Origin of the sequence: uncultured Tateyamaria sp. (assembly GCF_947503415.1) — a bacterium.
Classification (GTDB): domain Bacteria; phylum Pseudomonadota; class Alphaproteobacteria; order Rhodobacterales; family Rhodobacteraceae; genus Tateyamaria.
In genome coordinates, this window is record NZ_CANNDS010000002.1 from 176,684 (window position 1) to 201,075 (window position 24,392).

The 24,392-nt window shown below is 59.2% G+C and carries 26 protein-coding genes and 1 tRNA gene; 17 read left to right on the top strand and 10 right to left on the bottom strand.

The window, feature by feature from the left end; genetic code table 11:
* Nucleotides 1–744 precede the first annotated feature (744 nt).
* A tRNA-Leu gene (locus Q1A32_RS11975) sits at nt 745–830 on the bottom strand.
* A 148-nt stretch (nt 831–978) separates the two neighbouring features.
* Here Q1A32_RS11975 and Q1A32_RS11980 point away from each other — a divergent pair.
* Both Q1A32_RS11980 and Q1A32_RS11985 read left to right on the top strand, forming a co-directional pair.
* The gene (locus Q1A32_RS11980) at nt 979–1,590 is read left to right on the top strand and encodes an exopolysaccharide biosynthesis protein (RefSeq protein WP_299653403.1); all 612 of its coding nucleotides are present in this window, start codon (nt 979–981) and stop codon (nt 1,588–1,590) included.
* Complete coding sequence (locus Q1A32_RS11985) at nt 1,587–2,060, top strand: disulfide bond formation protein B (protein ID WP_299653405.1); 474 nt, start codon at nt 1,587–1,589, stop codon at nt 2,058–2,060. The genes Q1A32_RS11980 and Q1A32_RS11985 overlap by 4 nt, the downstream gene beginning before the upstream one ends.
* Here the strand turns inward: Q1A32_RS11985 and Q1A32_RS11990 are convergent.
* Nucleotides 2,041–2,466 (bottom strand): Lrp/AsnC family transcriptional regulator, encoded by a 426-nt coding sequence (locus Q1A32_RS11990; protein ID WP_299653407.1) that lies wholly within the window; start codon nt 2,464–2,466, stop codon nt 2,041–2,043. The two genes, Q1A32_RS11985 and Q1A32_RS11990, sit on opposite strands and share 20 nt — an antisense overlap.
* 106 nt (nt 2,467–2,572) lie before the next feature.
* Between Q1A32_RS11990 and rocF the strand changes: the two genes are divergently transcribed.
* Both rocF and Q1A32_RS12000 read left to right on the top strand, forming a co-directional pair.
* On the top strand, nt 2,573–3,493 hold the full coding sequence (rocF, locus tag Q1A32_RS11995; RefSeq protein ID WP_299653409.1) for an arginase: 921 nt from the start codon (nt 2,573–2,575) through the stop codon (nt 3,491–3,493).
* An 11-nt stretch (nt 3,494–3,504) separates the two neighbouring features.
* Nucleotides 3,505–4,548 (top strand): ornithine cyclodeaminase, encoded by a 1,044-nt coding sequence (locus Q1A32_RS12000; RefSeq protein WP_299653412.1) that lies wholly within the window; start codon nt 3,505–3,507, stop codon nt 4,546–4,548.
* 12 nt (nt 4,549–4,560) lie between these two features.
* On the opposite strand, the gene Q1A32_RS12005 is transcribed toward Q1A32_RS12000, so the two are convergent.
* A complete protein-coding gene (locus Q1A32_RS12005; RefSeq protein WP_299653414.1) occupies nt 4,561–5,436 on the bottom strand; it encodes a sulfotransferase domain-containing protein in 876 nt (291 codons plus the stop codon).
* Nucleotides 5,437–5,759: 323 nt separating this feature from the next.
* On the opposite strand from Q1A32_RS12005, the gene Q1A32_RS12010 reads away from it, so the two are divergent.
* Nucleotides 5,760–6,176 (top strand): VOC family protein, encoded by a 417-nt coding sequence (locus Q1A32_RS12010; RefSeq protein WP_299653416.1) that lies wholly within the window; start codon nt 5,760–5,762, stop codon nt 6,174–6,176.
* Nucleotides 6,177–6,519: 343 nt separating this feature from the next.
* Here Q1A32_RS12010 and dksA read toward each other — a convergent pair whose 3' ends face one another.
* Nucleotides 6,520–6,942: an RNA polymerase-binding protein DksA gene (dksA, locus tag Q1A32_RS12015; protein ID WP_299614383.1), complete on the bottom strand. Its 423-nt coding sequence runs from the start codon at nt 6,940–6,942 to the stop codon at nt 6,520–6,522.
* Nucleotides 6,943–7,124: 182 nt separating this feature from the next.
* Between dksA and Q1A32_RS12020 the strand changes: the two genes are divergently transcribed.
* The 7 genes from Q1A32_RS12020 to Q1A32_RS12050 all read left to right on the top strand — a co-directional run bounded on the left by Q1A32_RS12020 (nt 7,125) and on the right by Q1A32_RS12050 (nt 13,308).
* Nucleotides 7,125–7,964, top strand: a complete 840-nt coding sequence (locus tag Q1A32_RS12020; protein WP_299653418.1) for a MoxR family ATPase — start codon at nt 7,125–7,127, stop codon at nt 7,962–7,964.
* A gap of 191 nt (nt 7,965–8,155) precedes the next feature.
* Nucleotides 8,156–8,611, top strand: a complete 456-nt coding sequence (locus Q1A32_RS12025; protein ID WP_299653420.1) for a GNAT family N-acetyltransferase — start codon at nt 8,156–8,158, stop codon at nt 8,609–8,611.
* Nucleotides 8,612–8,616: 5 nt separating this feature from the next.
* Nucleotides 8,617–9,975 carry a DUF2927 domain-containing protein gene (locus Q1A32_RS12030; protein WP_299655575.1) on the top strand — a complete coding sequence of 453 codons (1,359 nt, stop codon included), beginning with the start codon at nt 8,617–8,619 and terminating at the stop codon, nt 9,973–9,975.
* A 34-nt stretch (nt 9,976–10,009) separates the two neighbouring features.
* Entirely contained in the window at nt 10,010–10,180 is a 171-nt protein-coding gene (locus tag Q1A32_RS12035; RefSeq protein ID WP_299614379.1) for an apolipoprotein acyltransferase, read from the top strand.
* Nucleotide 10,181: 1 nt separating this feature from the next.
* Entirely contained in the window at nt 10,182–11,369 is a 1,188-nt protein-coding gene (locus Q1A32_RS12040; RefSeq protein WP_299653422.1) for a VWA domain-containing protein, read from the top strand.
* A gap of 38 nt (nt 11,370–11,407) precedes the next feature.
* Nucleotides 11,408–12,571, top strand: coding sequence for a cytochrome P450 (locus Q1A32_RS12045; protein ID WP_299653424.1), 1,164 nt, complete (start codon nt 11,408–11,410; stop codon nt 12,569–12,571).
* Between the two features lie 41 nt (nt 12,572–12,612).
* Nucleotides 12,613–13,308 (top strand): M48 family metalloprotease, encoded by a 696-nt coding sequence (locus Q1A32_RS12050; RefSeq protein WP_299614375.1) that lies wholly within the window; start codon nt 12,613–12,615, stop codon nt 13,306–13,308.
* 11 nt (nt 13,309–13,319) lie between these two features.
* Here Q1A32_RS12050 and Q1A32_RS12055 read toward each other — a convergent pair whose 3' ends face one another.
* The 5 genes from Q1A32_RS12055 to Q1A32_RS12075 form a co-directional block, all read right to left on the bottom strand.
* Nucleotides 13,320–13,871: an RSP_2648 family PIN domain-containing protein gene (locus Q1A32_RS12055; protein WP_299653427.1), complete on the bottom strand. Its 552-nt coding sequence runs from the start codon at nt 13,869–13,871 to the stop codon at nt 13,320–13,322.
* Nucleotides 13,868–15,076, bottom strand: a complete 1,209-nt coding sequence (locus Q1A32_RS12060) for an RSP_2647 family RNA methyltransferase (protein WP_299653430.1) — start codon at nt 15,074–15,076, stop codon at nt 13,868–13,870. The genes Q1A32_RS12055 and Q1A32_RS12060 overlap by 4 nt, the downstream gene beginning before the upstream one ends.
* A gap of 39 nt (nt 15,077–15,115) precedes the next feature.
* Nucleotides 15,116–15,787 carry a DUF6778 family protein gene (locus Q1A32_RS12065; protein WP_299614372.1) on the bottom strand — a complete coding sequence of 224 codons (672 nt, stop codon included), beginning with the start codon at nt 15,785–15,787 and terminating at the stop codon, nt 15,116–15,118.
* A 128-nt stretch (nt 15,788–15,915) separates the two neighbouring features.
* Complete coding sequence (locus Q1A32_RS12070; RefSeq protein WP_299614371.1) at nt 15,916–16,191, bottom strand: hypothetical protein; 276 nt, start codon at nt 16,189–16,191, stop codon at nt 15,916–15,918.
* Complete coding sequence (locus Q1A32_RS12075) at nt 16,191–18,944, bottom strand: glutamine-synthetase adenylyltransferase (protein WP_299653433.1); 2,754 nt, start codon at nt 18,942–18,944, stop codon at nt 16,191–16,193. Before Q1A32_RS12075 ends, Q1A32_RS12070 begins: the two co-directional genes overlap by 1 nt.
* A gap of 77 nt (nt 18,945–19,021) precedes the next feature.
* Here Q1A32_RS12075 and Q1A32_RS12080 point away from each other — a divergent pair, with 77 nt between their 5' ends.
* From Q1A32_RS12080 to Q1A32_RS12095, 4 genes are all read left to right on the top strand, one after another.
* Nucleotides 19,022–19,489, top strand: a complete 468-nt coding sequence (locus Q1A32_RS12080; RefSeq protein ID WP_299614369.1) for a YbaK/EbsC family protein — start codon at nt 19,022–19,024, stop codon at nt 19,487–19,489.
* Nucleotides 19,490–19,630: 141 nt separating this feature from the next.
* On the top strand, nt 19,631–20,038 hold the full coding sequence (locus tag Q1A32_RS12085) for a DUF2852 domain-containing protein (protein WP_299614368.1): 408 nt from the start codon (nt 19,631–19,633) through the stop codon (nt 20,036–20,038).
* Between the two features lie 54 nt (nt 20,039–20,092).
* Entirely contained in the window at nt 20,093–20,527 is a 435-nt protein-coding gene (locus Q1A32_RS12090) for an RDD family protein (RefSeq protein ID WP_299614367.1), read from the top strand.
* 68 nt (nt 20,528–20,595) lie between these two features.
* Nucleotides 20,596–21,420 carry an arginyltransferase gene (locus Q1A32_RS12095; protein ID WP_299653436.1) on the top strand — a complete coding sequence of 275 codons (825 nt, stop codon included), beginning with the start codon at nt 20,596–20,598 and terminating at the stop codon, nt 21,418–21,420.
* Between the two features lie 520 nt (nt 21,421–21,940).
* On the opposite strand, the gene Q1A32_RS12100 is transcribed toward Q1A32_RS12095, so the two are convergent.
* Nucleotides 21,941–23,170 carry a DUF1963 domain-containing protein gene (locus Q1A32_RS12100; RefSeq protein WP_299653440.1) on the bottom strand — a complete coding sequence of 410 codons (1,230 nt, stop codon included), beginning with the start codon at nt 23,168–23,170 and terminating at the stop codon, nt 21,941–21,943.
* A gap of 411 nt (nt 23,171–23,581) precedes the next feature.
* Between Q1A32_RS12100 and Q1A32_RS12105 the strand changes: the two genes are divergently transcribed.
* Complete coding sequence (locus Q1A32_RS12105; protein ID WP_299653443.1) at nt 23,582–24,289, top strand: hypothetical protein; 708 nt, start codon at nt 23,582–23,584, stop codon at nt 24,287–24,289.
* Nucleotides 24,290–24,392: the final 103 nt, after the last annotated feature.

A 24,392-nucleotide genomic window follows, 5' to 3' on the forward strand; every position in this document is an offset into this window, starting at 1 on the left:
AGTTCGTGCAGCACTCGGCACATCGGTTACGTCTCCAACATTCACTACTCACTCTTCACCCATGACGAAGCGATGCAGCGGTACTGGGCGACCCACATGCACGCCTGAACAAAAAGAGGGAGAATATCGGACCGCGCTGACGCACACATCGGAATTGATCCGACACACACGCGCATCAGCGGTTGCTTGGCAACACAGCGAACACACACATCACCCGCACTTTGTCAGTGCGTCTTGTGCGGTCGCCCCCATGACCTACAGACATCGCCCCCCAGTTGGGCAAGAATGTTCTTACGGACAGGTTTGATGCAAAAAAAGGGAAAAATGTCTGAAAAATGTCAGTTTCAACGCATGTTCGCCCTGTTTGGCGGGGTTGTCGTGAACAATCTCACTACCACTGATTGAATTTCTGCCTGCGCTATTCGTTGCAGTATGCGCGGCAAGTCACCTAAATTGCTTTATCTCAAAGGTTTAGGCGGTTTCTCGCCTACTGCGCCGCACAACGTCTGGTTTCGAGGTCGGCACCAATTAACCCTGCGTCATATTTGACGGGAATGCGTCTTTTCCAAGGCAACATACGTTCACGAACTGGGGTCAATCTTGAAAGAAATATAAAACAGGGGCCGGAGCGCGGACAAACCGAGATGTCTCCACGAATCGACCGACCTTCACCGCGCCGAATGACGCCATCCAGCGTCACGCACTTTTACAAGGTTTTCGTGCATCTTTCTGGAAAGTCGAGGCTGGTACCCAAGGCCGGACTCGAACCGGCACGCCCGCAAAGGCGGGGGATTTTGAATCCCCTGCGTCTACCATTCCGCCACTTGGGCCTCGCCGCTTCTCTACACCGGGGTATCGTCATGGGCAAGCGGCGCTGGACCGCTATGAGCGACATTTTTTACGTCGCTCATTCCGGGCACTGGCACACCCAGTGATGATTTGATACGCGATGCCCGCAGCACAGGAGTTTTAAACATCGTGGCGTCGATACCGCAGGACATGGCGATCTCGGATCGGCTCGCGCAATTGGTATCGGACTCAGATGGCGAAGCAGTATCTCTGAACTGGATTCTCGCGCAGCTGCACGAACGCGCTTTTGGGTTGTTCCTGCTCATTCTGGCGCTGCCCTGCTGTATTCCTTTCCTCTATGGTCTTCCGCAGATCGTCGCTTTGCCTCTTATGTTTGTGTCGGGACAGATACTACTGGGACGCCGCGTGCCATGGTTGCCCAGCAAGCTCAGCGCACGGACCGTCTCAACCGACGGACTTGGCAATCTGTCGCGCAGGTCCGCTCCTTGGTTGAAACGCATCGAAGCGTTCAGCCGTCCGCGTTTATCCGCCCTGACCCACGCCCCGATGGACAGGCTAGTGGGCCTTGGCCTTGTGCTGTTCAGCGCCTCGATCCTTGTGCCTTTGCCCGGCACCAACACGGTGCCCGGTTTTGCCGTTGTCATCGTCGCCATGGGCCTCTTGCAGCGCGATGGCGTGCTTGTACTTATCGGAACAATTCTCGGCACAGCCTGGATCGGCACCCTTATCATTGCAGGCGCGACGCTCGCCAGCCTGATCAAGACTTGGATCGGCCTATGACCCTGACACGCCAACGCCTCATCGCCCTTGCTGCCCTCGGGTCCGCCTTGCTGTTGGGGGGCGCATTCGTCTTTCAGGCCCTGGGCTACGCACCATGCAAAATGTGTATCTGGCAACGCTACCCACACGCCGTCGCCATCGCGCTTGGGGCACTCGCCCTGTTCGTGCCACTTCCGGCCCTCATCGCCCTCGGCGCATTGGCCGCCCTTACCACAGCAGCGATCGGCGGCTACCATGTCGGCGTCGAACAAGGCTGGTGGCAAGGCCCCACAAGCTGCTCTGCCGGGGCCGTCGACAGCATCGACCCGGATGCCCTGTTCGATCAGATCATGGCAGCGCCGCTGATCCGCTGTGACGAGATCGCGTGGCAACTCGCGGGTCTCAGCATGGCCGGCTGGAACATGGTGATTTCGCTTGCGCTGGCCGCCATCTGGATCGCCGCCCTGCGGACTAAGCCGACTTCCGCGTAGACAGCAGCAGCGACGTTTCACTCGCCACCACCCCGTCCAAGCGACGGATGCGGAACAGCACATCGTCGAACTGCTCCAAGGTCTCAGTCCCGATCTCCACAATCACATCCCATCGGCCATTGGTCGAATGGATCTCGCGCACCTCGATCATGCCACCCAGTTGGCGAATGATGCGCTCGGTCCCGCGCCTCTCGATCCCGATCATCATCAGCCCCCGCACCGGGTCGCGCGCCGTGTCCGCCTTCAGCACGACGGTAAAGCCCACGATATCACCCCGCGCCTGCAACTTTTCGATCCGGGTGCGCACAGTCGTGCGGGACAATCCCAGCCGGGTCGACAGGTCGGACAGCGATGCCCGCGCATCATGGCGCAGCGCCGCGATCAATCTGTTGTCTATATCGTCCATATCAGCATCCGTTTTGATCAATGAAGCTCCGATACGTACAATCTGTCCGCTTGTCCACGTCACGTTTTGATCAGATGTCAGGCCCAAGCAAAACCGAGGTCCTCCTATGACACCCCAAACCATTCACCTGATCGGCGCGCCGATGGACTGCGGCAAACGCCGCCAAGGCTGCCTTATGGGCCCCGACGCCCTGCGCACCGCAGGTCTGGCGGACGCACTCACAGACCTCGGGCACCACGTCACGGACAAAGGCAACGTGACCCCCGCCACTTTCACCGAAACGCAAGACACCCACCTGCACGCGCCACAGGAAACCATCGCCTGGACCCAAGCGCTGTCCGACGTGGCCGAAGCCACAGATACAAACACCGTCCCCATCTTCATGGGCGGCGACCACGCCCTCGCCCTCGGCACGGTGCGAGGTGCCGCCAACGCTGCCGCCAAGGCAAACCGCCCCCTCTTCGTCCTCTGGCTCGACGCGCATACCGACTACCACACGCCCGCCACCACGGCGTCGGGCAACCTGCACGGCACCCCCGTCGGCTATGTCACGGGCCGCGACGGGTTCGATGGCTTCCCGGACATTCCGAACCCCGTATCGCACGACCAAATCGCCATGCTGGGCCTCCGCTCCGTTGACGCCGAAGAACGCGCCGCCATCGAACAAACAGACGTCATCTATGTCGATATGCGCCACATCGACGAACACGGCATCGCCAAACCACTTGCCGCCTTCCTCGACCGAGTGACAAAGGCAAGCGGCCTCCTCCACGTTTCACTCGACGTCGATTTCCTCGACCCGTCCGTCGCCCCCGCCGTCGGCACCACCGTTCCCGGCGGCGCCACCATCCGCGAAGCGCATCTGGTGATGGAGATGATCTGCGACAGCGGCCTCATGACCTCACTCGACATCGTGGAACTCAACCCCTTCCTCGACGAACGCGGCCGCACAGCACAACTGATGGTGGACCTCGTGGCCTCCGCCTTCGGCCGCCGCGTCTTCGACCGCCCCACCCGCGCCTATTGAAAGGACAGAACATGCAACCTTCCGACAAGGCCCTCGTGCCCTTCGTCTCTGTCGATCACATGATGCAGCTGATCCACCATATCGGGGTCCAGAACATGCTGCGCGGGCTGGCCGACTACATCGAGGACGACTTCAAACGGTGGGAGCTGTTCGACAAGACCCCCCGCGTCGCCTCCCATTCCGCTGAAGGCGTGATTGAACTCATGCCCACATCAGACGGCGAAACCTACGGCTTCAAATACGTCAACGGCCACCCCAAGAACACCGCCGACGGCCTGCAAACGGTCACCGCCTTCGGCCTGCTGGCAGACGTGAACACCGGCTATCCGGTCCTGCTGACGGAAATGACAATGCTCACCGCCTTGCGCACCGCCGCCACCTCGGCCATGGTCGCCCGCGCACTCGCGCCCAAAGGGGCCACCACCATGGCGATGATCGGCAATGGCGCGCAGTCCGAATTTCAGTCCGTCGCCATGCAGGCCATCGCCGGGGTCACGCATGTCCGGCTCTACGACACCGATCCAGCCGCCACCGCCAAATGCGCTGCAAACCTCAACGGTACCGGCCTGCAAGTCACGGCCTGCACAACGGCGGAAGAGGCGATTGAAGGCGCCCAAATCCTCACCACCTGCACAGCGGACAAGGCCTATGCCACCATTCTGACGGACAACATGGTCGGTGAAGGTGTGCACATCAACGCCATCGGCGGCGACTGCCCCGGCAAGACCGAAATCGCGCCTGCCATCCTGCAACGCGGCGACATCTTCGTCGAATACCCGCCCCAGACGCGGGTAGAGGGCGATATCCAGCAACTGCCCGACGACCATCCGGTCACAGAAATCTGGCAGGTGCTGGCAGGCAAGGCTCCGGGCCGCACCTCAGCCAAACAGATCACGATCTTCGACAGCGTCGGCTTCGCGATCGAGGATTTCTCAGCCCTTCGCTACGTCCGCGACCGGATCGATGGCACCCCTTATTTCCACCCGCTGGACTTGCTGGCCGACCCCGACGACCCGCGCGATCTGTTCGGCATGCTGCACCGGGCCATAGTGTAGCAATTCAGGCCGTCATCCGGCGGCACCGTTCTCCAACCACGCCCGGTCCTCTGGCGTCAGATGCGCATCCATCATGGCGTCATAGGCCGCGACCTCTGCATCGCTCAGCACACCCTGCCACTGCCCATTGGTGCCACTTTGAAAAAAGGCCGTGTCGGATTTGAAGAACCCTTTGCCGCCCGACGGCGCATAGCGGTCCGCATTCTGCTTCATGTGATCAAAGGTTGCGGCCTCCACCAGACGCTCCATGACATCCTGCGGATGCGGCGTGCCCAACTGATGTGACAGGCTCGCGAACACGCCCGCCAGATCCCGCTTCATGTCCGCATAGTGAAACAGCGACACGTTCGGGCGGTCTGACAGCGCCTTGGCCGCCTTGTAGTGCTGCAGGATGTGCGCAAGCGGCATGGCATCGCCATCAAACCCCTCTGCCCCGCCGTCCAGAAAACGGCGGAATGTGACACCCTCCACATCGTCCTCGGGATACCAGTGGTCGAACCACGGCATGGGAATGTTGCGCATGTGTTTGCGCATCGAAAGATGCGCATCAAGCGGATGACGGAACACGCAGATATACTGCGCCTGATCATGCAAGGGCAGACCGTCCATCGGCGTGTGACTTTTCATACTGCGGCGGTGGGTCATGGCCTCAAGCCGCGCCGCCACATCCGACATCTCGCGGATGCGAATATCGACCCACGGCATCTTTACGGACAATTCCGGCTCCACCTCCGGATCGCCTGACAGCAGAAGAGCTACGATGGTCTGCATCCATGTCGTGCCGCATTTGGGCGGCGTCACGACAAACACATCGTCGGGCCGGATGGTGACCATATCCCAACGCCTGTTGTCGGTCAGCGGACCAAGGTAGAGCTTTCGGTGCGTCATGGCTGGCATCTCCTGCATTAGATCAGGGTCAGGAAAAGTGGAGCGCGCGCAGAACACAACATAAAAAGAGCGCACCTTGTCGAAAGCTGGAGGGAAACCGGCCTGACTGCAGAGGTTTTGCGTTGAGCCGAAATGGGCAGGCGCGGGTCAGTGTACGGTCGGCGTCAACATGTTGGTGCCCGCGGATGTATAACGGAAACGGGCCTCAAATTGCACTATGCGCAAGAGATTGAACATGCAGCGCCTCATGGTCCGAACTGTGTCTTGGCGCGTCGAAGCATGGTAGACGCAAACCGAAACGTCCAAAAAGGGAAACACACAGAATGATTGCCTATGTCACGGTTGGTGCGGACGACATGGCGCGGGCGGAGCGGTTCTACTCAGCGTTCCTGCCAGCCCTTGGATACGGGCTGGAAGAATATCATGGGGATCTGAGCTACTCGCTGCCAGTGGAGCCGGGCCAATCCCCGATGTTGCCTGATTTCTACGTCAAGAAGCCGTTCAATGGACGTCCGGCTGTGGCCGGGAACGGCAACATGGTTGCGTTCGAGGCGCGCAGCCAAAGCCAGGTGCGTGATCTTCACGCCGCAGCGCTTGCCGCTGGTGGTTCTGACGAAGGCCAACCGGGCTTTCGCGCGTCCTATGGAGCAAATTTTTATGTTGGCTATTTGCGCGATCCGCAAGGCAACAAGATCGCACTGTATTCCAGCAATCCAGACGAGCCCGGACGCGACGGATAGAGGGGGTCGCGTGTGTCACGCACGCCGGTTTGCAAAAGGCCGGAAGGATGGGGTCAAAGCTGACTTTTGTCCTGGGGCCGATCAGGGTTCAGCACACCTTGAGCCGGGCCGCCGGAACAACGGTCAACGGCAGTGCAAACGGTCAGCCAAGACCCATTTTCTGGAGTATTCGTTGCCTAAACCGGCAAGGGCACCGAAAAAAGGTTAACTTGCAACCGTTTGTCGACAGTGGGCTAAGGCGCGCACAGAACGAAAACGCACAGTTTTCGGGCCAAATATGTAGTCTGGGGCAACGACTGCCCCAAACCCATACAATACGCATAGTGATCGGTCGGTCGTCCGATCAGTCGTCGCGATGCACCTTTTCGCGGCGCTCGTGACGCTCTTGCGCCTCAAGGCTCATGGTCGCAATAGGACGTGCATCCAGTCGCTTGAGCGAAATTGGCTCGCCTGTCACATTGCAATATCCGTATTCGCCCTCGTCGATCCGGCGCAGCGCGCTGTCGATCTTGGACACCAGTTTGCGTTGCCGGTCCCGGGTGCGCAACTCAAGCGCGCGGTCGGTTTCTTCGGACGCACGATCCGCCACATCGGGGATGTTACGCGTCCCGTCCTGCAGCCCTTCGATGGTGTCCTTGCTGCCCGCCATCAGCTCGGATTTCCAATTCAGCAATTTACGGCGAAAATACTCAACCTGCCGTTCATTCATGAACGGCTCGTCTTCTGCGGGACGATAATCGTCCGGCAGGAACACTTCCTGTTTCATTTGCTTCCCCTCGATGCGACTGACGTTCCCCATGGAATCTCCCAAGGTTTCCTAAGTGATGCCCCAATCAGCTCCCTGCCGCAGCGTCTATCCGAGGCATCGCGGATTGTCACTACCCATTCCCGCACCAGATTGGCTAAAAGCATCGTGATGAACACGTTCCGCCAACAAGGTGATCTTACATGAAATTCCAAGGCACAGACGCCTATGTCGCCACCGACGACCTGACAATCGCGGTCAACGCCGCCGTCACATTAGAACGCCCCCTGCTGGTCAAGGGCGAGCCCGGCACAGGCAAGACTGAACTGGCCAAACAGGTGGCGCGGGGCCTTGGTCTGCGGCTCATTGAATGGAACATCAAATCCACCACGCGGGCGCAGCAGGGCCTTTATGAATATGACGCGGTCAGCCGTCTGCGCGACAGCCAACTGGGCGAGGACAAGGTCCACGAAGTGTCCAACTACATCAAGAAGGGCAAGCTGTGGGAGGCGTTCGAGGCGGACGAAAAAGTCGTTCTGCTGATCGACGAAATCGACAAGGCCGACATTGAATTCCCCAATGACCTCTTGCAAGAGCTCGATAAGATGGAGTTCTTCGTCTACGAGACCGGCAAGACCATTCAGGCCCGCCAGCGGCCCGTTGTGATCATCACCTCCAACAACGAAAAAGAACTGCCCGACGCTTTCCTGCGCCGTTGTTTCTTCCACTACATCCGCTTTCCGGACGTCGAGACGATGAAGCAGATCGTGGCTGTCCATCACCCCGGCATCAAAGAAAGCCTGCTCACAACCGCCCTCACCCAGTTCTTCGAAATCCGCGATCAACAGGGGCTGAAAAAGAAACCCTCGACCTCCGAAGTGCTGGACTGGCTCAAGCTGCTTCTGGCCGAGGATATGAGCGCCGAAGACCTCAAATCCGACGGGGCCAGCGCTTTGCCAAAACTGCACGGGGCATTGCTCAAGAACGAACAGGATGTGCACCTGTTCGAACGCCTTGCATTTATGGCGCGGGGTCAACGCTGACATACGCGTCCGTCTCGTGACCAAGGGCCGAAAAGGCGAGTCTTTTCGGCCACAAATCCACCAAGTCGCCTGCCTGCGCTCAGCCTGTGGATAAAAACCCTTTATTTTGCCGGAAATGCTCCATACGTTGACTGTGATGAGAGGCGAAAACGCCCGCATCCAAAATGCTAAAAGGCAGGCAGGCAGTATATATGACCGGTTCAGACGCACTTATTGTGCGCCCTTTGCAGGCGTCGGATCGTCCGGCGTGGGACACGCTTTGGGCGGCTTATCTCGCCTTTTATGAAACCGCACGTCCGCAAGACATCTTCGATACATATTTCGCGCGCCTGCTTGGTGACGACCCGCAAGACTACAATTGTCTCGTGGCAGAGCTGGATGGCAGGCTGGTTGGCCTGACGCATTACCTGTTTCACCGCCATGGCTGGAGCGTCGAAAATGTCTGCTACCTGCAGGACCTCTATGCCGATCCAACCGTGCGGGGCCGCGGCATTGGCCGCGCCCTGATCGAAGGGGTCTATGCCGCCGCAGATGCCGCTGGCGCCCCGTCCGTCTACTGGACAACCCAGCATTTCAACACCGAAGCCCGCAAACTCTACGACCGGATCGGCCGTCTGACCCCCTTCATCAAGTACGACCGGGGATGACCCAGATGCGCCGCTTTGTCCTGCCCCTCGTTCTTGCGCTTAACGCCTGTGTGCCCGTCACACCCGGCGACACGCCCACCCGCGCGCTGCAACAAGACAGCGATCTGCCACCTATGAAGACCTTTGGCGCGCCCCGTCCCGAACAACCGATCAGGTCCAACAACGACCTGTCGCTCGACTTTATCGAACTGAGTTTCCAACTGGAATCAGGCCGTGAGCTGCCCGTATTCACACGCTTTGAAGGGCCCATTTCCGTCCGCGTGACCGGTAAGCCCCCCGCATCCCTTGGCACCGACCTGCGCCGCCTCATGCACCGTCTGAGGACCGAGGCACAGATCGACATTTACGAGGCGGCGCCCAGCAGCAACGCGAACATCACGATCGAAGCAGTGTCGCGCAAAGAGATCCGTAAGGCGCTGCCCCACGCCGCGTGTTTCGTGGTGCCCAACATCACCACCATTTCGGAATACAAATCCAATCGCCGCACGCCCCGCACCAGCTGGAGCAACCTGCGCACCCGCAAGCAGCTGGCCATTTTCCTGCCCAATGATGCCAGCCCACAAGAGGTGCGCGACTGCCTGCATGAGGAACTGGCCCAAGCCATCGGCCCGCTCAACGACCTCTACCGCCTGCCCGACAGCGTGTTCAACGACGACAATGTGCACACTGTTCTGACCGGCTTTGATATGCTGATGCTGCGGGCCTACTACGCGCCCGAGCTGCGCTCAGGTATGAGCCGTGGCGAGGTGGCACAGCGCCTTCCGCAAATCTTTGCCCGCATCAATCCCACCGGTGAAAACCTGCCCGCCAAATTCGCAACCCGCACACCACGCGCGTGGAGCCAGGCCGTTCAGACTGCGCTTGGCCCCGGCGCCAACGCATCGCAACGCCGGGAAGCGGCAGAACGCGCCCTCGACATCGCCCAGGCCATGGGCTGGCGCGATCACCGCCGTGCATTTGCTCACTACGCCAACGGTCGGCTTTTGTTGGCGAGCGATCCGCAATCGGCGCAATCGCACTTCCGCGCGGCGGACCAGTTCTATGCCGCCACACCCGGGGCTGACCTGCACCGCGCCTACGTCGCCACACAATTGGCCGCCTATGCCATCAGCCGTGGTGACGGCGACACTGCCCTGATCACCCTCGCCCCGCATATCGACCGCGCCGCCCGCAACGAAAACGCAGCCCTGCTGTCGACCCTGCTGCTGCTGCGCGCCGAAGCGCTTGATCTTCAAGGCCGCACAGCCGAGGCACGCATGGTCAGACTGGACAGCCTTGGGTGGGCGCGCTACGGATTTGGCTCTGATTGGGCGGTACGGGCCAAGCTGCGCGAGATTTCGTCGCTGAGCCCCCTCAAAGGGTGAACTTGCCGCCCCAACGTATTGAGAGGCAAGGCAAATGATCGTTATCGTGGCAGCCATCCTTGGCGCACTGATCGGCGGATACACGGCACGAAAGCGGAACGGCAACCGGCTCGACATCCTGCAATACGCGGCAGGCTACGCACTGGCCTTTGTTATCGTGGGCATGATCGCCACCGTCCTCATCGACCGCGCCATGCGGGGCTGACATGTTCCTGCCCTTCTTCGAAAGCCTGCGGAAGAACGGCGTGCCCGTCAGCTTGCGCGAATTCCTTGTCTTTCTCGAAGGCATGAAGGCGGGGCTGGCCACCTATGATGTCGAGGCGTTCTACTATCTCGCCCGTGTCGCGATGGTGAAGGACGAGCGTAACATCGACAAGTTCGACCGCGCCTTTGCTGCCGCCTTCGAAGGGCTGGAACAGATCAGCATTGATCAGGTGCTGGAGGCTGTGGACATCCCGCAGGATTGGCTGGAAAAGCTGGCCGAAAAGCACTTGTCCGAGGACGAGCGCAAAGAGATCGAAGCCCTGGGAGGCTTCGACAAGCTGATGGAAACGCTCAAGAAACGGCTTGAAGAACAGAAAGGTCGCCATCAGGGCGGCAACAAGTGGGTTGGCACCGCTGGCACATCTCCTTTTGGGGCCTATGGCTACAACCCCGAAGGTGTCCGCATCGGCCAGAAAGAAAGCCGCCACCAGCGCGCGGTCAAGGTCTGGGACAAGCGCGAGTTCAAGAACCTCGACGACACGGTTGAGCTGGGCACGCGCAACATCAAAGTGGCCCTGAAACGCCTGCGCCGCTGGGCCCGCGATGGCGCAGCAGAAGAACTGGACCTGAACGGCACCATCCGTGCCACGGCGGAACACGGCTACCTCGATGTGAAAACGCGGCCAGAACGGCGCAATGCGGTCAAGGTGCTACTGTTTCTCGACATCGGCGGATCAATGGACCCGCATGTGAAGATTGTGGAGGAGCTGTTTTCGGCCGCGAAGTCCGAGTTCAAGCATCTCGAACATTTCTACTTTCACAATTGCCTCTATGAAGGTGTGTGGCGCGACAACCGCCGCCGTTGGGATGCCCAAACGCCCACGCATGAAATTCTGCGCACCTATGGACCTGACTACAAGTGTATCTTCGTGGGCGACGCCAGCATGTCGCCCTACGAAATCGCGTACCCCGGTGGGGCCAATGAGCATTGGAACCAGGAAGCGGGTCAGGTCTGGCTGCAACGCGCCCGCGATCAGTGGTCATCAAACCTCTGGATCAACCCGGTGCCCGAGAAATATTGGCCCTACACCCATTCCATCAGCATGATTCAGGAGATCTTTGGCGCAGATGCCATGGTCCCCATGACCCTCGAAGGATTGAGCCGAGGCATGCGCGCCCTGACGCGCTGACCCTTTTTGGTTACAAAACCATCGCGTAGCATTGGTACATGTCTACAGCCCCCACCGTTCACATCGACCCTGCCGCATTCCACGCCGATCCGTACCCGACGCTGGCGGCGATGCGGGCCGACACGCCCGTGTGCTTTGTGCCTGAACTTGGCGCCACCTTGTTTACCCGCCGAGACGATGTGTTCCGTGAAGAAAAACGCGTTGATCTGTTCTCAAGCCACCAACCGAACGGATTACTGACCAAAATCATGGGCGAGAACCTGATGCGCAAGGACGGCGATGCCCATATGCGCGAGCGCAAGGCGCTATTTCCCGCTCTCAGCCCACGCACTGTGCGCGATGTGCTGGCCCCGCAATTCCAAAGCATCGTGCAAGAACATATCGACCGCCTGAAGCCACAAGGAAGCTGTGATCTGGTGACCGAGTTCGCCATGCCAGTCTCCGCTGATGCATTGCGGCTGATGACCGGTCTGACCAACATGGACGCGGCAGAAATGGACGCCGCAAGCCAAGCCATGTTGGACGCCGCCGCCAACTATCAGCGGGACCCGGACGTAGACGCGCTTGGCTATGGATACGCGGACCGGGTTTTGGAACTCATCAAGGACAAGCTACCTGAGCTGCGCGCCAAACCCGATCTTTCAATCATATCCGTGCTTGATCAAGGTGGCCTGACTCTGGACGAAATCGCAGGCAACGTCCGCGTCATCATCGGCGGCGGCCAGAACGAACCGCGCGATGCGATTGCAGGCACCGTCTGGGCGCTGCTGACCCACTCCGATCAGCACCAACTGATCCGCAACGGCACAGCAACATGGCAAAACGCCTTTGATGAATATGTGCGGCTCGTGGCCCCGATCGGGATGTCCCCACGCCGGGTCGCGCGCACAGACGACGCCTGTGGCGTCACCTTCGAAGAAAACGAATTGATCTTCTTCATGTTCGGCTCGGCCTGCCGCGACGCCGCGCATTTCACAAACCCCGACAGGTTTGACCTGACGCGCGACACCGGCCCCGCCATCCCCTTTGGCGCAGGACCCCATTTTTGCGCAGGGGCAGCGGCGTCACGCAGCCTTATCGCAGGTCATGCGCTGCCCATGCTGTTTGACCAGTTACCGGACCTGCAATTGACAGGGGATGCACCCTTCGCCGGATGGGCCTTTCGCGGCCCGCTGACGGTTCCTGTCTGCTGGGATCCATGATCGCGCTTGCCGATGCCTGAAATCGGCCCCATATCACTGGCATGATCAAGTTTATGCCCATCCTCCTCGCCCTGCTCTATGGGCTGGCGATGTACCGCTTTTCCGTGTGGCGCACAGCGCGCGAGCTGGATGAAAAATCAACAGAACTGGCCGACCCGATGCTGCGCCAGATGTGCGACCAGATGGCGGCTGCGCTGGATCTGGACCGGATCAAAGTCCACATCTACGAGATCGATCCGGTCAACGGGCTCGCAGCGCCCGACGGACGGATTTTCATCACACGCGGGTTCTACAACAAGTTCCGGCAGGGCGCCGTATCTGCGTCCGAGATGGCAAGCGTGATTGCGCACGAATTGGGCCACGTCGCATTGGGTCACAGCCGCCGTCGGATGATCGACTTTTCCGGCCAGAACGCCCTGCGCACGGCCCTCGCCATGGTCTTGTCCCGCTTCATTCCCGGCATCGGTGTCCTGATCGCCAACGGATTGACAACGCTGCTGGCCGCGCGCCTGTCGCGCAGCGATGAATATGAAGCAGACGCTTATGCCGCAGCACTTTTGACCAAGGCCGGGATCGGGATCGGGCCACAGATTTCCCTGTTCCAGAAACTCGAAGCGTTGACCAAGTCCAATTCGGGTGCCGTTCCCGCATGGCTGATGAGCCATCCCAAAACGCACGAACGGATCAAGGCGCTTGAAGCGCTCGACACGAAGTGGAAAACCCTGCCCGTCAAATAAGGTGCAAGGCCCTAGATGGCGGCCCGCTCCAGCGCTTTCCCCAACCGTGGAAGACGCGCCTTTTTCATCAATCCGCGCATGTTCCAATCCTGCCCCGACAGGCGCCGTGCTTCTGCCAGCACGCCTTGAGCGGCGTTGTTGACCGCGTCCGGTTGCGCCTCAAAGCAACCCAACAGAAACCCGTCTGGATCCGCGCGCGACAGTCCCTCTTCGGCAAGTATGTTGCGTGGAAAGTCCTTGGCATTTGACGTGAGAACAACATCAGAGGACCCGGCAATGGCAGCGGCCAAAACATGCACGTCCGCAGGGTCCGGCAACCATAGACGGTGTTCCAGTTCTGGCGGATGCTGCACGCTCGCACGTGGCCAACGCGTGCCGAGCATCACGATTTCGCCGCGGGCCTGCGCTTCCCCTTCTGCCCCCAGACGTGCCGCGGCGCGCGCCCATTCTTCGAGGATACGAGGCGACCATTGGGGTTCGAACAGCCCTGCTGCGGCCACGCCCAGCACAACCTCGCGCATCACGGTCGGATAGAGGACATTTGCGTCGATCAGGACCTTCATACGCGGAAGAACAACGCCTTGAGGTACCCGCTTTCCGCCAGTTGAGGCAGCTGCGGATGATCCGGTCCGGCAAACCCCGTGTGCAAAAGCACCGGCGACCGCCCTGCCCGCCCCATGCCGCGCACCGACGCCGCGCGAAACTTGGCAAGATCCGCCGCGTGCGAGCAGCTGCATAGCCCAAGGATGCCGCCGTCAACGACCAATGGTGCGGCCAACCGCGCAATGCGTTCATATGCACGTAGCCCTGCATCAAGCGCCGGTTTCGCCGGGGCGAAGGCAGGCGGATCACAGATCACCATATCAAATTGGGCACCTTCCGCCTGCAGTTCCGCCAATACGTCAAACGCGTCGCCTTGCCGGGTTGCGAACCGATCGGACGCACCCATCGCATCCGCCCCGTCTTGCGCCAGTCCAAGCGCCGTTGCCGATCCATCGACACACAGCGTGGATGCAGCGCCTCCGGCAAGGGCCGCCAATCCAAAACCACCCACATGCGAAAACACGTCCAGGACCCGCGCACCCGTCGCGACAGATTGTGCAAAGACATGGTTGGGACGTTGATCGAAGAACAAGCCGGTCTTCTGCCCGCCCGCGACATCCGCCATGTAGATGGCACCATTCATTGGCACAGGAATAGGATCTTGCGGCATTTCTCCCACAAAGACCGCGCCTTGATCATCCAACCCTTCCAGCGCGCGCGTGCGACCACTGGCGTTCTTGATCAAGGTCTTGATACCGACAACATTCTGGAGGGCGGCGGTCAAATCACCCAGACGCGCATCCGCCCATGCGGCGTTCGGTTGGATCACTGCCGTGTCGCCAAAACGGTCAATGATGACACCCGGAAATCCGTCGGCTTCCGCATGGATCAGTCTGTAAAATGGGGCATTGAACAGCGTTTCGCGCAGCGCCAACGCGCGGGCGATACGCGCCTCGAACCACGCTTGATCAATATTGGCCGCGGGGTCCCGGTCTACCATCCGGCCCGCAATTTTCGATGCCGTGTTCACCGCAACAAGGCCCAAGGGCGCGCGATTGTCATCTTCGAGAACAGCAAGTGTTCCAGGAGCCAAGGCCTTGGTCCGCCGATCAAGCACAAGTTCGTTGGCGTACACCCACGGAAACCCGTGGCGTATGCGGCGCGGGTCCATCTTGGGACGCATGCGAAGTTTTGGGCGATCGGACGGAAAAGAGGGCGCTGTCATAGCGCCCTCCTCTAATCCCATCAACCGGTGTGGGAAAGGTCAGATTTGGTTCATGGCCTGGATGAAGCCCAGTTGCGGGTTCTGGAACCCTTCCACGGTCGTCAGTTCCTGACGAATGACTTCGGCCAAGTGGTTGGTGATGCGCACCTTCTGGGTCTGGCCACGCGCTTCGGCTTGCAGGGCCTGCTGACCACCAAAGGCGGCAAGATCGGCACGCACGACGCGGGGTTCGGTCAACAGCACACCCGTTTCAGGATTGCGCAGCGACAATTCGAAGTTGATATTGTGCACACCACCGACGGTGTAACGCGCTTTTTCGGTCAATGCGTGAAAGCGCAGAACCTTGACATCAAGGGCCACCGGCACGGCACCTTCAAGCGGGTCAGTGCCCAGACGCATCGCGCTGTCAAAAATCGTTGCGACCTGTGCATGACGGTCACCGATGGGGTCCTCGCGCCACACGATATCGCTTGAGGGAAGATAGCGGTTGGCTTCGGACACCGACAGGCTGCGCGGAACACGCACCGTCACGCTTTCGACGCGCACATCGGTCAATGGCACAACCAGACCCGTCGTCTCGATTGCCGGCGCTGCGGCGCTCGGCAAGGCAGGTGCTTCAAAGGGAACGTTGCGCGACGCGATATTCGTGTTTGCACAGGCGGACACCAAGCCCCCCATCACCAACAGCGCTACAAGCTTCAAACGTTTCATCTCGGTCTCCGATCAGCGCAGACACTCCGCGCTTTTGTTGTGTTCGAAGATCAATCTGAAGGCGAACTTGGGCAAAAGTTAGACAAATTTGGTGCAAATGAAGGATTGTTATGCAGAGAACAACAATCTCACGCGTCGCGACGTCGACTGCGCCAGCCACCGCGCCTGCGCGGTTGCGCAATGGTTTCGCGCCCCTCGCGCAGCGTTTGCGTCATCGGATGATCGGGGTGATCCCGTTCATAGCGGGACAGCAAGGCGGCAATCTGGTCCGCTGGCACCCGGGTGCCAGGCACGCTGAGCGCCCAATCCAGAAAAATCGTCCGGCATTCGGCGGGGGTGATCCCGTCAATGCGATACGCCTCAAAGATCAAGCCTTTGGGGTCTTGTTCGTCGCCTTTGCGCATCAGCCCTGTTCACCGCCTTTTGTCGCCGCATCTATCAGCCGTGCGGCCCTGTCAATTGTCTCGGCCAGATGGGCTTCGGCCTCGGCCCGCGTGTTTCGACCAACCGCGCGCAACAGCACGTCCTGACCGCCGCTCCCGAGGGTGTCCAGATCCACGGCACTGGTGCTGAGCAATCGCGACGCGATCTGCACGGCCCAAAGTAGCGCATGCGTGTCTGCAAGATGTTGTGCATCCACGTCGTTCAAGATGCCCGCCGCGACACATGCATCCAGTCCATGCCGCACCCCGGCCCGTATTTCTCCGGTCAAGACCGCACCGGCCTGGGCCAGAAGCTCGATATCCTGCAGGCGGCCCGCCCCGATCTTGGGATCCCAGATCGAGGCGGGTTGCTTGGCCGCAGCGATCCGCGTCCGCATGTCCGCCAATTCCCTCAGGACCGCACCCGCGTTTCGTGGCTGTTGGATGATGGCCTGCCGAAATTCCTCTACATCCCGTGCCAGCGCGTCAGGGCCCGCAACAACGGTTGCCCGCACAAGGGCCAGGTGTTCCCACAACCATGCATCTTCCTTCTGATACCGTTGAAACGAAGACCACCCCGTTGCCACAGGCCCCTGATTGCCCGAAGGTCTCAGACGCATGTCAGCTTCGTACAGACGCCCCTGTGCTGTTTGCGCCGTGACGGCGGTGATCATCGCTTGGGTCAAGCGCGCGTAGTAGGCCCCAACGGTCAGCGGGCGCGCCCCGTCCGAGCAGTCGGCATCACTGGGATCATAAATCACGATCAGATCAAGATCAGATTGCGGCGTCAGATGCCCTGCCCCAAGGCTGCCCATTCCCAAAATGACGCCACCACGTCCGGGTGGCGGTCCGTGACGCTTTGCAAAGTGTTCCTGCACTGCGGGCCATAGGGCCGCCACGCCAGCGCGGGCAAGATCACTGTACTGCCTGCCCGCTTCGGTTGCGGTGGTCAGTTGGCGCAGGTGATGAACACCGATGCGAAAATGCCATTCCTTTGCCCAGGATCGGATGGCATCCAGCTTCGCCTCGTAATCCGGTTCGGTGTCCAGACGGGCCTTGGCCAGTTTGGTCAACGCACTGCACCCTGGCCACTCGTCAAAGAAACTTCCGCCGATCACGGCATCCAGCACGCTGGCATTGCGTGACAGATAGTGGGCCAACGCAGGAGACGTCCCAACGATATCCACCAGCAGGTCCACGAGTTGCGGGTTCGCCTCGAACAACGAAAACAACTGCACCCCCGCCGGAAGGCCAGCAAGAAAGCCGTCAAAGGCAGACAGCGCCTCTTGTGGCTTTGTCGCCAAAGACAGGCGCGACACAAGCATTGGCTCAATTCGGTCAAACAGCGCAGCGCCCCGCTCGCTGCGCAATGCCGGATAACTCCGCCACCGGGCCTGCATCGCATCGTCCAATGCAGCGCGCGGTTCGGCAGCCTTTGCGTCAGGTGCAAAAAACCCTTCGGTCTCGGCGTGAACCTCAGACAGCCGTTCCTTCAAATCCGCTTCAAGTGACGGACGATCCGTATCCATCATCGCAGCCAGCCGTTCAAACCCCTCGTCACTGCCGGGCAGTTTGTGGGTTTGCGCGTCGCGGTACATCTGAACCCTGTGTTCGACCGTTCGGGCAAATCGGTAATGGTCCGTCAGCGTTTCGGCCGTCGCCGCCGGCACCCAGCCCTTGGACGCCAACATATTGAGGCCCGAGACCGTGTCGCGCACGCGCAAGTCCGTGTCTCGACCACCGGCGATCAACTGACGGGTCTGGGTAAAGAACTCGATCTCTCGAATGCCGCCGCGGCCCAGCTTCATGTCATGGCCCGGCAAGGTGATCGGACCACCCGTCCCTTTGTGGGCCCGAATGGCAAGACGCATGTCATGCGCATCCTGCACTGCTGCAAAGTCCAGATGCCTGCGCCAGACGAACGGCCGCATTTCCTTGAGAAACGCCTCGCCCGCCGCAATATCGCCTGCGCATGGCCGGGCCTTTATATAGGCGGCGCGTTCCCATGTACGCCCAAGGCTCTCGTAATACCGCTCGGCCGCGCCAACGGACAAAACCACCGGTGTGACAGACGGATCTGGGCGCAAACGCAGGTCGGTTCGAAACACATACCCATCCTCGGTCAGATCACTGAGGATCCTGCTCATGTCCTGCACGGCGCGCACGCACCCTTTCCGGATGGTGACATAGTCGCCGGGATCAAAACGGGTTTCGTCGAACAGGCAAATCAAGTCGATGTCGGACGAGTAATTCAGTTCGAACGCGCCCATTTTGCCCATCGCGAGGACGAACAAACCGACGTCTTTGTTTGGCAACCGCCCGCGCCGGACTTGCTCATCCACCGCCGTGGACAAAGCGACTTCACAGGCCATGTCCGCAAGCTGTGTCAGCGCGTGTGTGACGTCCTCCAGTGCCCACGCCCCTGCCAGATCGGCCAACCCGGCCAGCAGGGCCACCCGCCGCTTCGCTTGGCGCAATGCTGGCCTTACGTCGGACATCCCGGCCTTTGGCAGAGCAAGCACATCAGCCAGCGCGACCTCCATGTCTTCGAGCGCGCCCGGCAACCACTCCGCCTCTTTTTCAATGAGGCCAGCGAGATATGGACTGCATCCCGCAGCGCCAACGACCAATGCGCGCACCTCGCCCGCCAGATCAGATACAGTCTGGGCCGCCGCCTCCCCTCGTTCAGGATCAAAGGGTCTGGGCAGTCGAACGATATGATCAGCAACGCGCATGGCGCTAGCATCAAAGGCTGGTGCGCCAGCGTCAATGGCCCTTGCACAGGGTTAAGTCACAGGACAAGGTCCGCCTCATGAGCAAGAGTTTGAAACGTGTGCGCGCGGCCCTTGATGCCGCTGGGATTGATACAGAGATCAGGGAAACGCCGCTTGCCCGTACTGCGGCGGATGCAGCCAATGCGATTGGGTGTGAAATAGATCAGATCGCGAAGTCCATTATCTTTCGCGGGCAAGAGAGCGGCCTGGCCGTCCTGTTCATCACAGCCGGTGGCAATCAGGTGGATGCAGACAAGGCAACTCAGGTGGCAGGTGAGCCTCTGGGCAAGGCCGATGCCGCATTGATCCGGGCGCAAACAGGCTTTGCGATTGGCGGCGTATCTCCGGTCGGACACCTCAATCCGATCAACGCCTATATCGACCCGCGTCTCATGGATTTTGACGTCATATGGGCTGCAGCCGGTACGCCGCACCATGTTTTTCGTGCTGCACCCAAGGACCTTCGGACATTTTCGGGCGCGCAAGACGCTGATTTTACGTCATAAAGTCATTTTATGTGAAAAAGATTTACATTAAACCTTGCATCACAGGCCTGTGACCCCAATCTATATAATGTGAAACGGCTTCACATACAGTTCCACAAATAGCCCGGGGCGCCGACCCCGCATCTTGCGAAAGGTACGAAAATGACGTCCATGTCCACCACTGCCCCCGCCCAACACAGCTCGGGCAACTGGTTTTCAAAGACCGAACGCTGGCTTGACCAACGTGGCAAGGGTGCCTGGATCGCGGCCATGGTCCTCGGTTTCATCTTCTTCTGGCCGGTTGGTCTTGCCCTTCTGGCGTACATGATCTGGAGCAAACGAATGTTCTCGAAATCCTGCACGACGCGCCGCATGGGCGGTGCCATGACAACAATGCGCTCAACCGGCAACTCTGCCTTTGATGCCTACAAGGCTGACACCCTGCGTCGGTTGGAAGAAGAGCAGCACAACTTCGAGGCGTTTCTTGAGCGTCTGCGCGAGGCAAAGGACAAGTCCGAGTTCGACCAGTTCATGGACGAACGTGCCAATGCCGCGAAGTCCGAAGACTGACCTATCCGGCCCCGGTCTGTCCGGGGCCTGACCTTTCCCTTTCCGGAGCCTGAAATGAACCACGCCGATCCCATCACGCAGCCACAGTTTTACCGCGATGTTGCGGGCAAACGGTTCATGGCCTGGATTGTCGACACGATCATCATCGCCTTGTTCAGCCTGATCATCGTGCCATTCACGGCCTTTCTGGCGCTGTTTTTCTTTTTGGGTCTCTATGCGGTTGTCAGCTTCATGTACCGCACGATCACGCTGGCGACAGGCTCGGCCACCTGGGGCATGCGCCTGATGGCGATTGAAATTCGTGACGCGTCGGGTGCGCGGCTCGACCTGGGACAAGCCTTTCTGCACACGCTTGGTTACACGATCAGCTGGGCCGTCGCACCATTGCAGCTGATCTCGATTGTGCTGATGGCCACCTCGAACCGGGGACAGGGTTTGACCGACATGGTGATCGGCACGGCGGCCCTGAATAAGCGCGCCCGCGCCTGAGACTTCGATACGCACTTGCCAGCGGGAAAAGCGCTGGTATCATTTGCGCAAATTCCTTCTGGATCATCATGCGCCACACGCTTCCCCTTGCTCCGCAGTTTTATGTGACTGCACCACAGCCCTGCCCGTATCTTGACGGGCGGATGGAGCGGAAGTTGTTCACCGCCCTACAAGGCGAGAACGCGGAAAAGCTGAATGACAGTCTGAGCCAGCAGGGCTTTCGCCGCTCGCAAAACGTGCTGTACCGGCCATCCTGTGCGGATTGTTCGGCCTGCCTGTCGGCACGGATTGATGTGTCTGCGTTCGAGCCGTCCAAAAGTCAGAAACGCACCATGAAGCGGAATGAGACCCTGGAGCGCAGGGCGACGTCGCCCTGGGCGACTGAGGATCAGTACGCGCTGTTTCGGGATTATCTGGACAGCCGGCACGCCGATGGCGGCATGGCCGATATGGACGTGTTCGAGTTCGCGGCCATGATCGAGGAGACGCCGATCCGCAGTCGGGTGATCGAGTATATTGATCAGCCCGGCGGTGAGCTGACCGGTGTGAGCCTGACGGATGTTCTCAGCGACGGCTTGAGCATGGTCTACAGTTTCTATGCGCCGCACATGCAGCGGCAGTCTTTGGGCACCTATATGATCCTGGATCATATCAAGATCGCTCAGGAGGCAAATCTGCCGTACGTCTATCTGGGATATTGGGTGCCGGGCAGCCAGAAAATGGGCTACAAATCCAAGTTTTCCGGGCTTGAGGTGTACTTGGGCGGGCGCTGGCAGAAGATGCAGGATCCCGAGAGTTTCAGCCCCGATACGCACCCTTTGTCTACCGATCCAATTGCGGAACAGGTGGCCAATATTTCGCTGCCCGATACCCGTCCCACGCATCGGTCCTGAAACCCGCGTCCCACGCTGGGACAGCACCCACCGATAATAAGATCAAAGGGTTACAGCGGGTGTTTAACCCTTTGGTAAGGTTTGGAGACCCATCCGCATCCTCCGTGGCATAATATGGCGGCACTCTGAGGTCTTGCGCGAACACAGTAATCCTTGCGTGTTGCAGCGAACCTTTGGCGGTTGCCCTACGTGAGCAAAAGCTGGCCCGTCTTCAACTCACTGACCAAACCGGAAACTAGCCGTAGACGCCGGTCCAACACTGGGACCCTCCCAGCGGGCTGGTGGTTCTGGGTGCGGTGCCGAACGGAAATTCTGTAGACTGTGCCGGGCTGCTGTAAAGCGCTGCCAAAGAGAGGATGAGACACCACCCGAAGGTCATGGATGGGACAGGCTCAAGGAAGGCTTTGCGGACAGAGCTGTCCTTCGGACAACTCAATGCAAAGTTCGCTTACAGCTTTATGGCGACCCGCGTCATGAGCGGCATGCATCTTGCACATTGCTACCAGATGCAAGGGATCCGCTAGTCGGCTATGCTGAACCAGGCCTTGTCCCACCGACGCGCGGTCAAGTCGTCTGGCGCGATGAATACCCCGAGCACGGATGCATCGCCAAACGCCCAGCTCAGCAAATTCGAGCTTGGCAACCGCAAAAGAGCAACTGGCTCCTCCGCGACGTCATAGACGAATTCGTCATTGACGGGGCTGCCCATTGTCGCGGCCTCCACAGAGGCTTCGAACGTCCAGACGCGTTCCAGCACCTCGCGGATGCTTGGGGCAAGTGCACCAGGGTTCGTCAAAAAAGCGTCCAGGGCCAGCTTTTGAACCTGAAAATGCGTTGGGCTTTGACCGACGGCAAAGCGCTCGAATTCGGGATCTGAGATATCCAATGCACGATACGTGTCCCAGACCTCGTCCCGCTCTTTGAGGCGCTGGAAAATGCTTGGTGGATTTGCGTGGGTCGGGGTCACGGTCAGAGCAAACTTCGGCGGGCGGTAGGCGTCATTTGGAAGACCCTGGGCCTGCATGAAATCGCTCATGCCGTAAGGCAAGTATTTCTCGATGACCGCCCCATTGGGATAATCACGTGGCGCACCCCGTTGTTCGATGTGAATGACCTGAATTCCCCCCCAGTCACCGGGCGCTAGGAAAAACAGCAACCATCCGCTTTTCGGGCCCAATCCGCCAAATATGTTTTTCGGCAAGTCAGTGATAGCGATCTGTGCCAGAAACATCGCGGCCTTCCCATCCGTGACCGGCCAAGCGATGTCATCGGGCAATTCCGGCACTCCGCCGATCCAGCTGGTGGGCGCATCAACATGTCCGACCACAAGATCGAGACGGCTCCATCCCTGGTGATAGGCCTGCGGCTTTGCTTCAAAATTGAGAGCGGCCACATTCACGTCGACCAGATTTCGCAGCATGTCGAGGCCGGTTTCCTCGTCAATCTCTTTGGTTTCCTTATCAAGCGTTTTGGCTCTCTCCCCATGCCTTTTGGCTTTGATGTCGGGTTGAGGGGTCATTGCTTTTGCGGTCTCCCGGTCTTCCAGTCTTGTCTTGGCGTTCGCAAATGCCTCGAACAACGGGTGACCAGCGCGTGGAAAGGTCACCGCTGATACCAGCATGACAAGCAGCCCGTAGCCGGCGAGCGCCAGATTAATCGGATCGCCCTTGACACCGATTGCCATCATCAAGACGGACGCGAAGAGCAAGAAGGGGCTGACGAAAGACAGAAGGTAAATAATGCGTTGCATGTTTTACAGATGGAGGTGGAAGGTGATCTTTTTGAGGCGCCACTGTGAAATTGATCTGTGCTCCAAGTTCATCTGACCGGTGTTACTACATGCAACACAAAAGCTGCCGTTTCTTCGCAGCGCAGCATCAGTAACTTTGGGCTCAAAGCTGACATCCCGCGGTTTGACCGGTCGACCGGAGCAGCCCGAAGCGGACGTTGGATCAGCAGCGCCCTTGGCGACTGTGCGGGACGAAGTGTGAATTCGCTGCAGCTGCGCCAGTGTCCGCTATGTCATAATTGTTTGCCAGCCTGCGTGTTCAAATCGCGACATTGCCAACCTATGAAATTCTGCATGTGAAACTGGACCGAGGTTCCTCATTTTAGCCATAATCAGCGGTATTTTGTCTCTGTAGCTGCACGGGGCTACTTTATGGACGAGAGCAGTGAAATGACGAAGACTACTCTGCGCGTCTCAGCGGCTGTGGTGCTGGTGACAGCCATCGGGATCATACTTTTATCGCAAACGCCATCCTCATCTGGAGCTGACAATCGATCCGCTTTGCTGCCGCCGGATGAAGTGACACCCGAAATCGTCGCGGTGCGTGGCTGTATTGAGGGTGTTGAGCACCCATCGGGAATAAAACTCTCCAATCAGCAACAGATTGCTGCGTGCAACGAGCATGTCCGGATTGCAGAAAACAAAACCCAAGCCAGATATTTTCGCGGTCTCCATTTGTACGAAAACGGCACAATCAACGCGCACCGCACACAAGCTTACTATGACTTCACCTTCGTAATTGACGCTGGGGCTGACATACCATCGGCCTTTGGAAACCGCGCAGTTTTGAACCTGAGAGATCGCAACGCTCCAGAACGTGCACTGGCCGATGTCGATAAAGCCATAGAGCTGACAACTGAACGACCGCGCTCTTATTACTTTGAAAGGCGAGCAACTATTCTTCTTAGCCTCGCGAAGCGCAACGCAGATGAAGCTATGGTTTACGCCGCACTAGACGATATTAAAAAAGCCAGGTCGCTTAATCCGAGAAGCAATACCTACACCCACCTAGAAAACTGGGCGGCTGAATTTCTCAAGAAATTGCTTCAAAACGAGGGTCGCCCAGTCCAGAAGGGCTAACCAGGTTGCTCTTGCCCGTCTGACCGCTTGAATAACAAGGGACGACCAACTTGAGGAAGAATGGTTAAGCAGCCATTGGCTGCACTGCGGAACCTCTGCAACT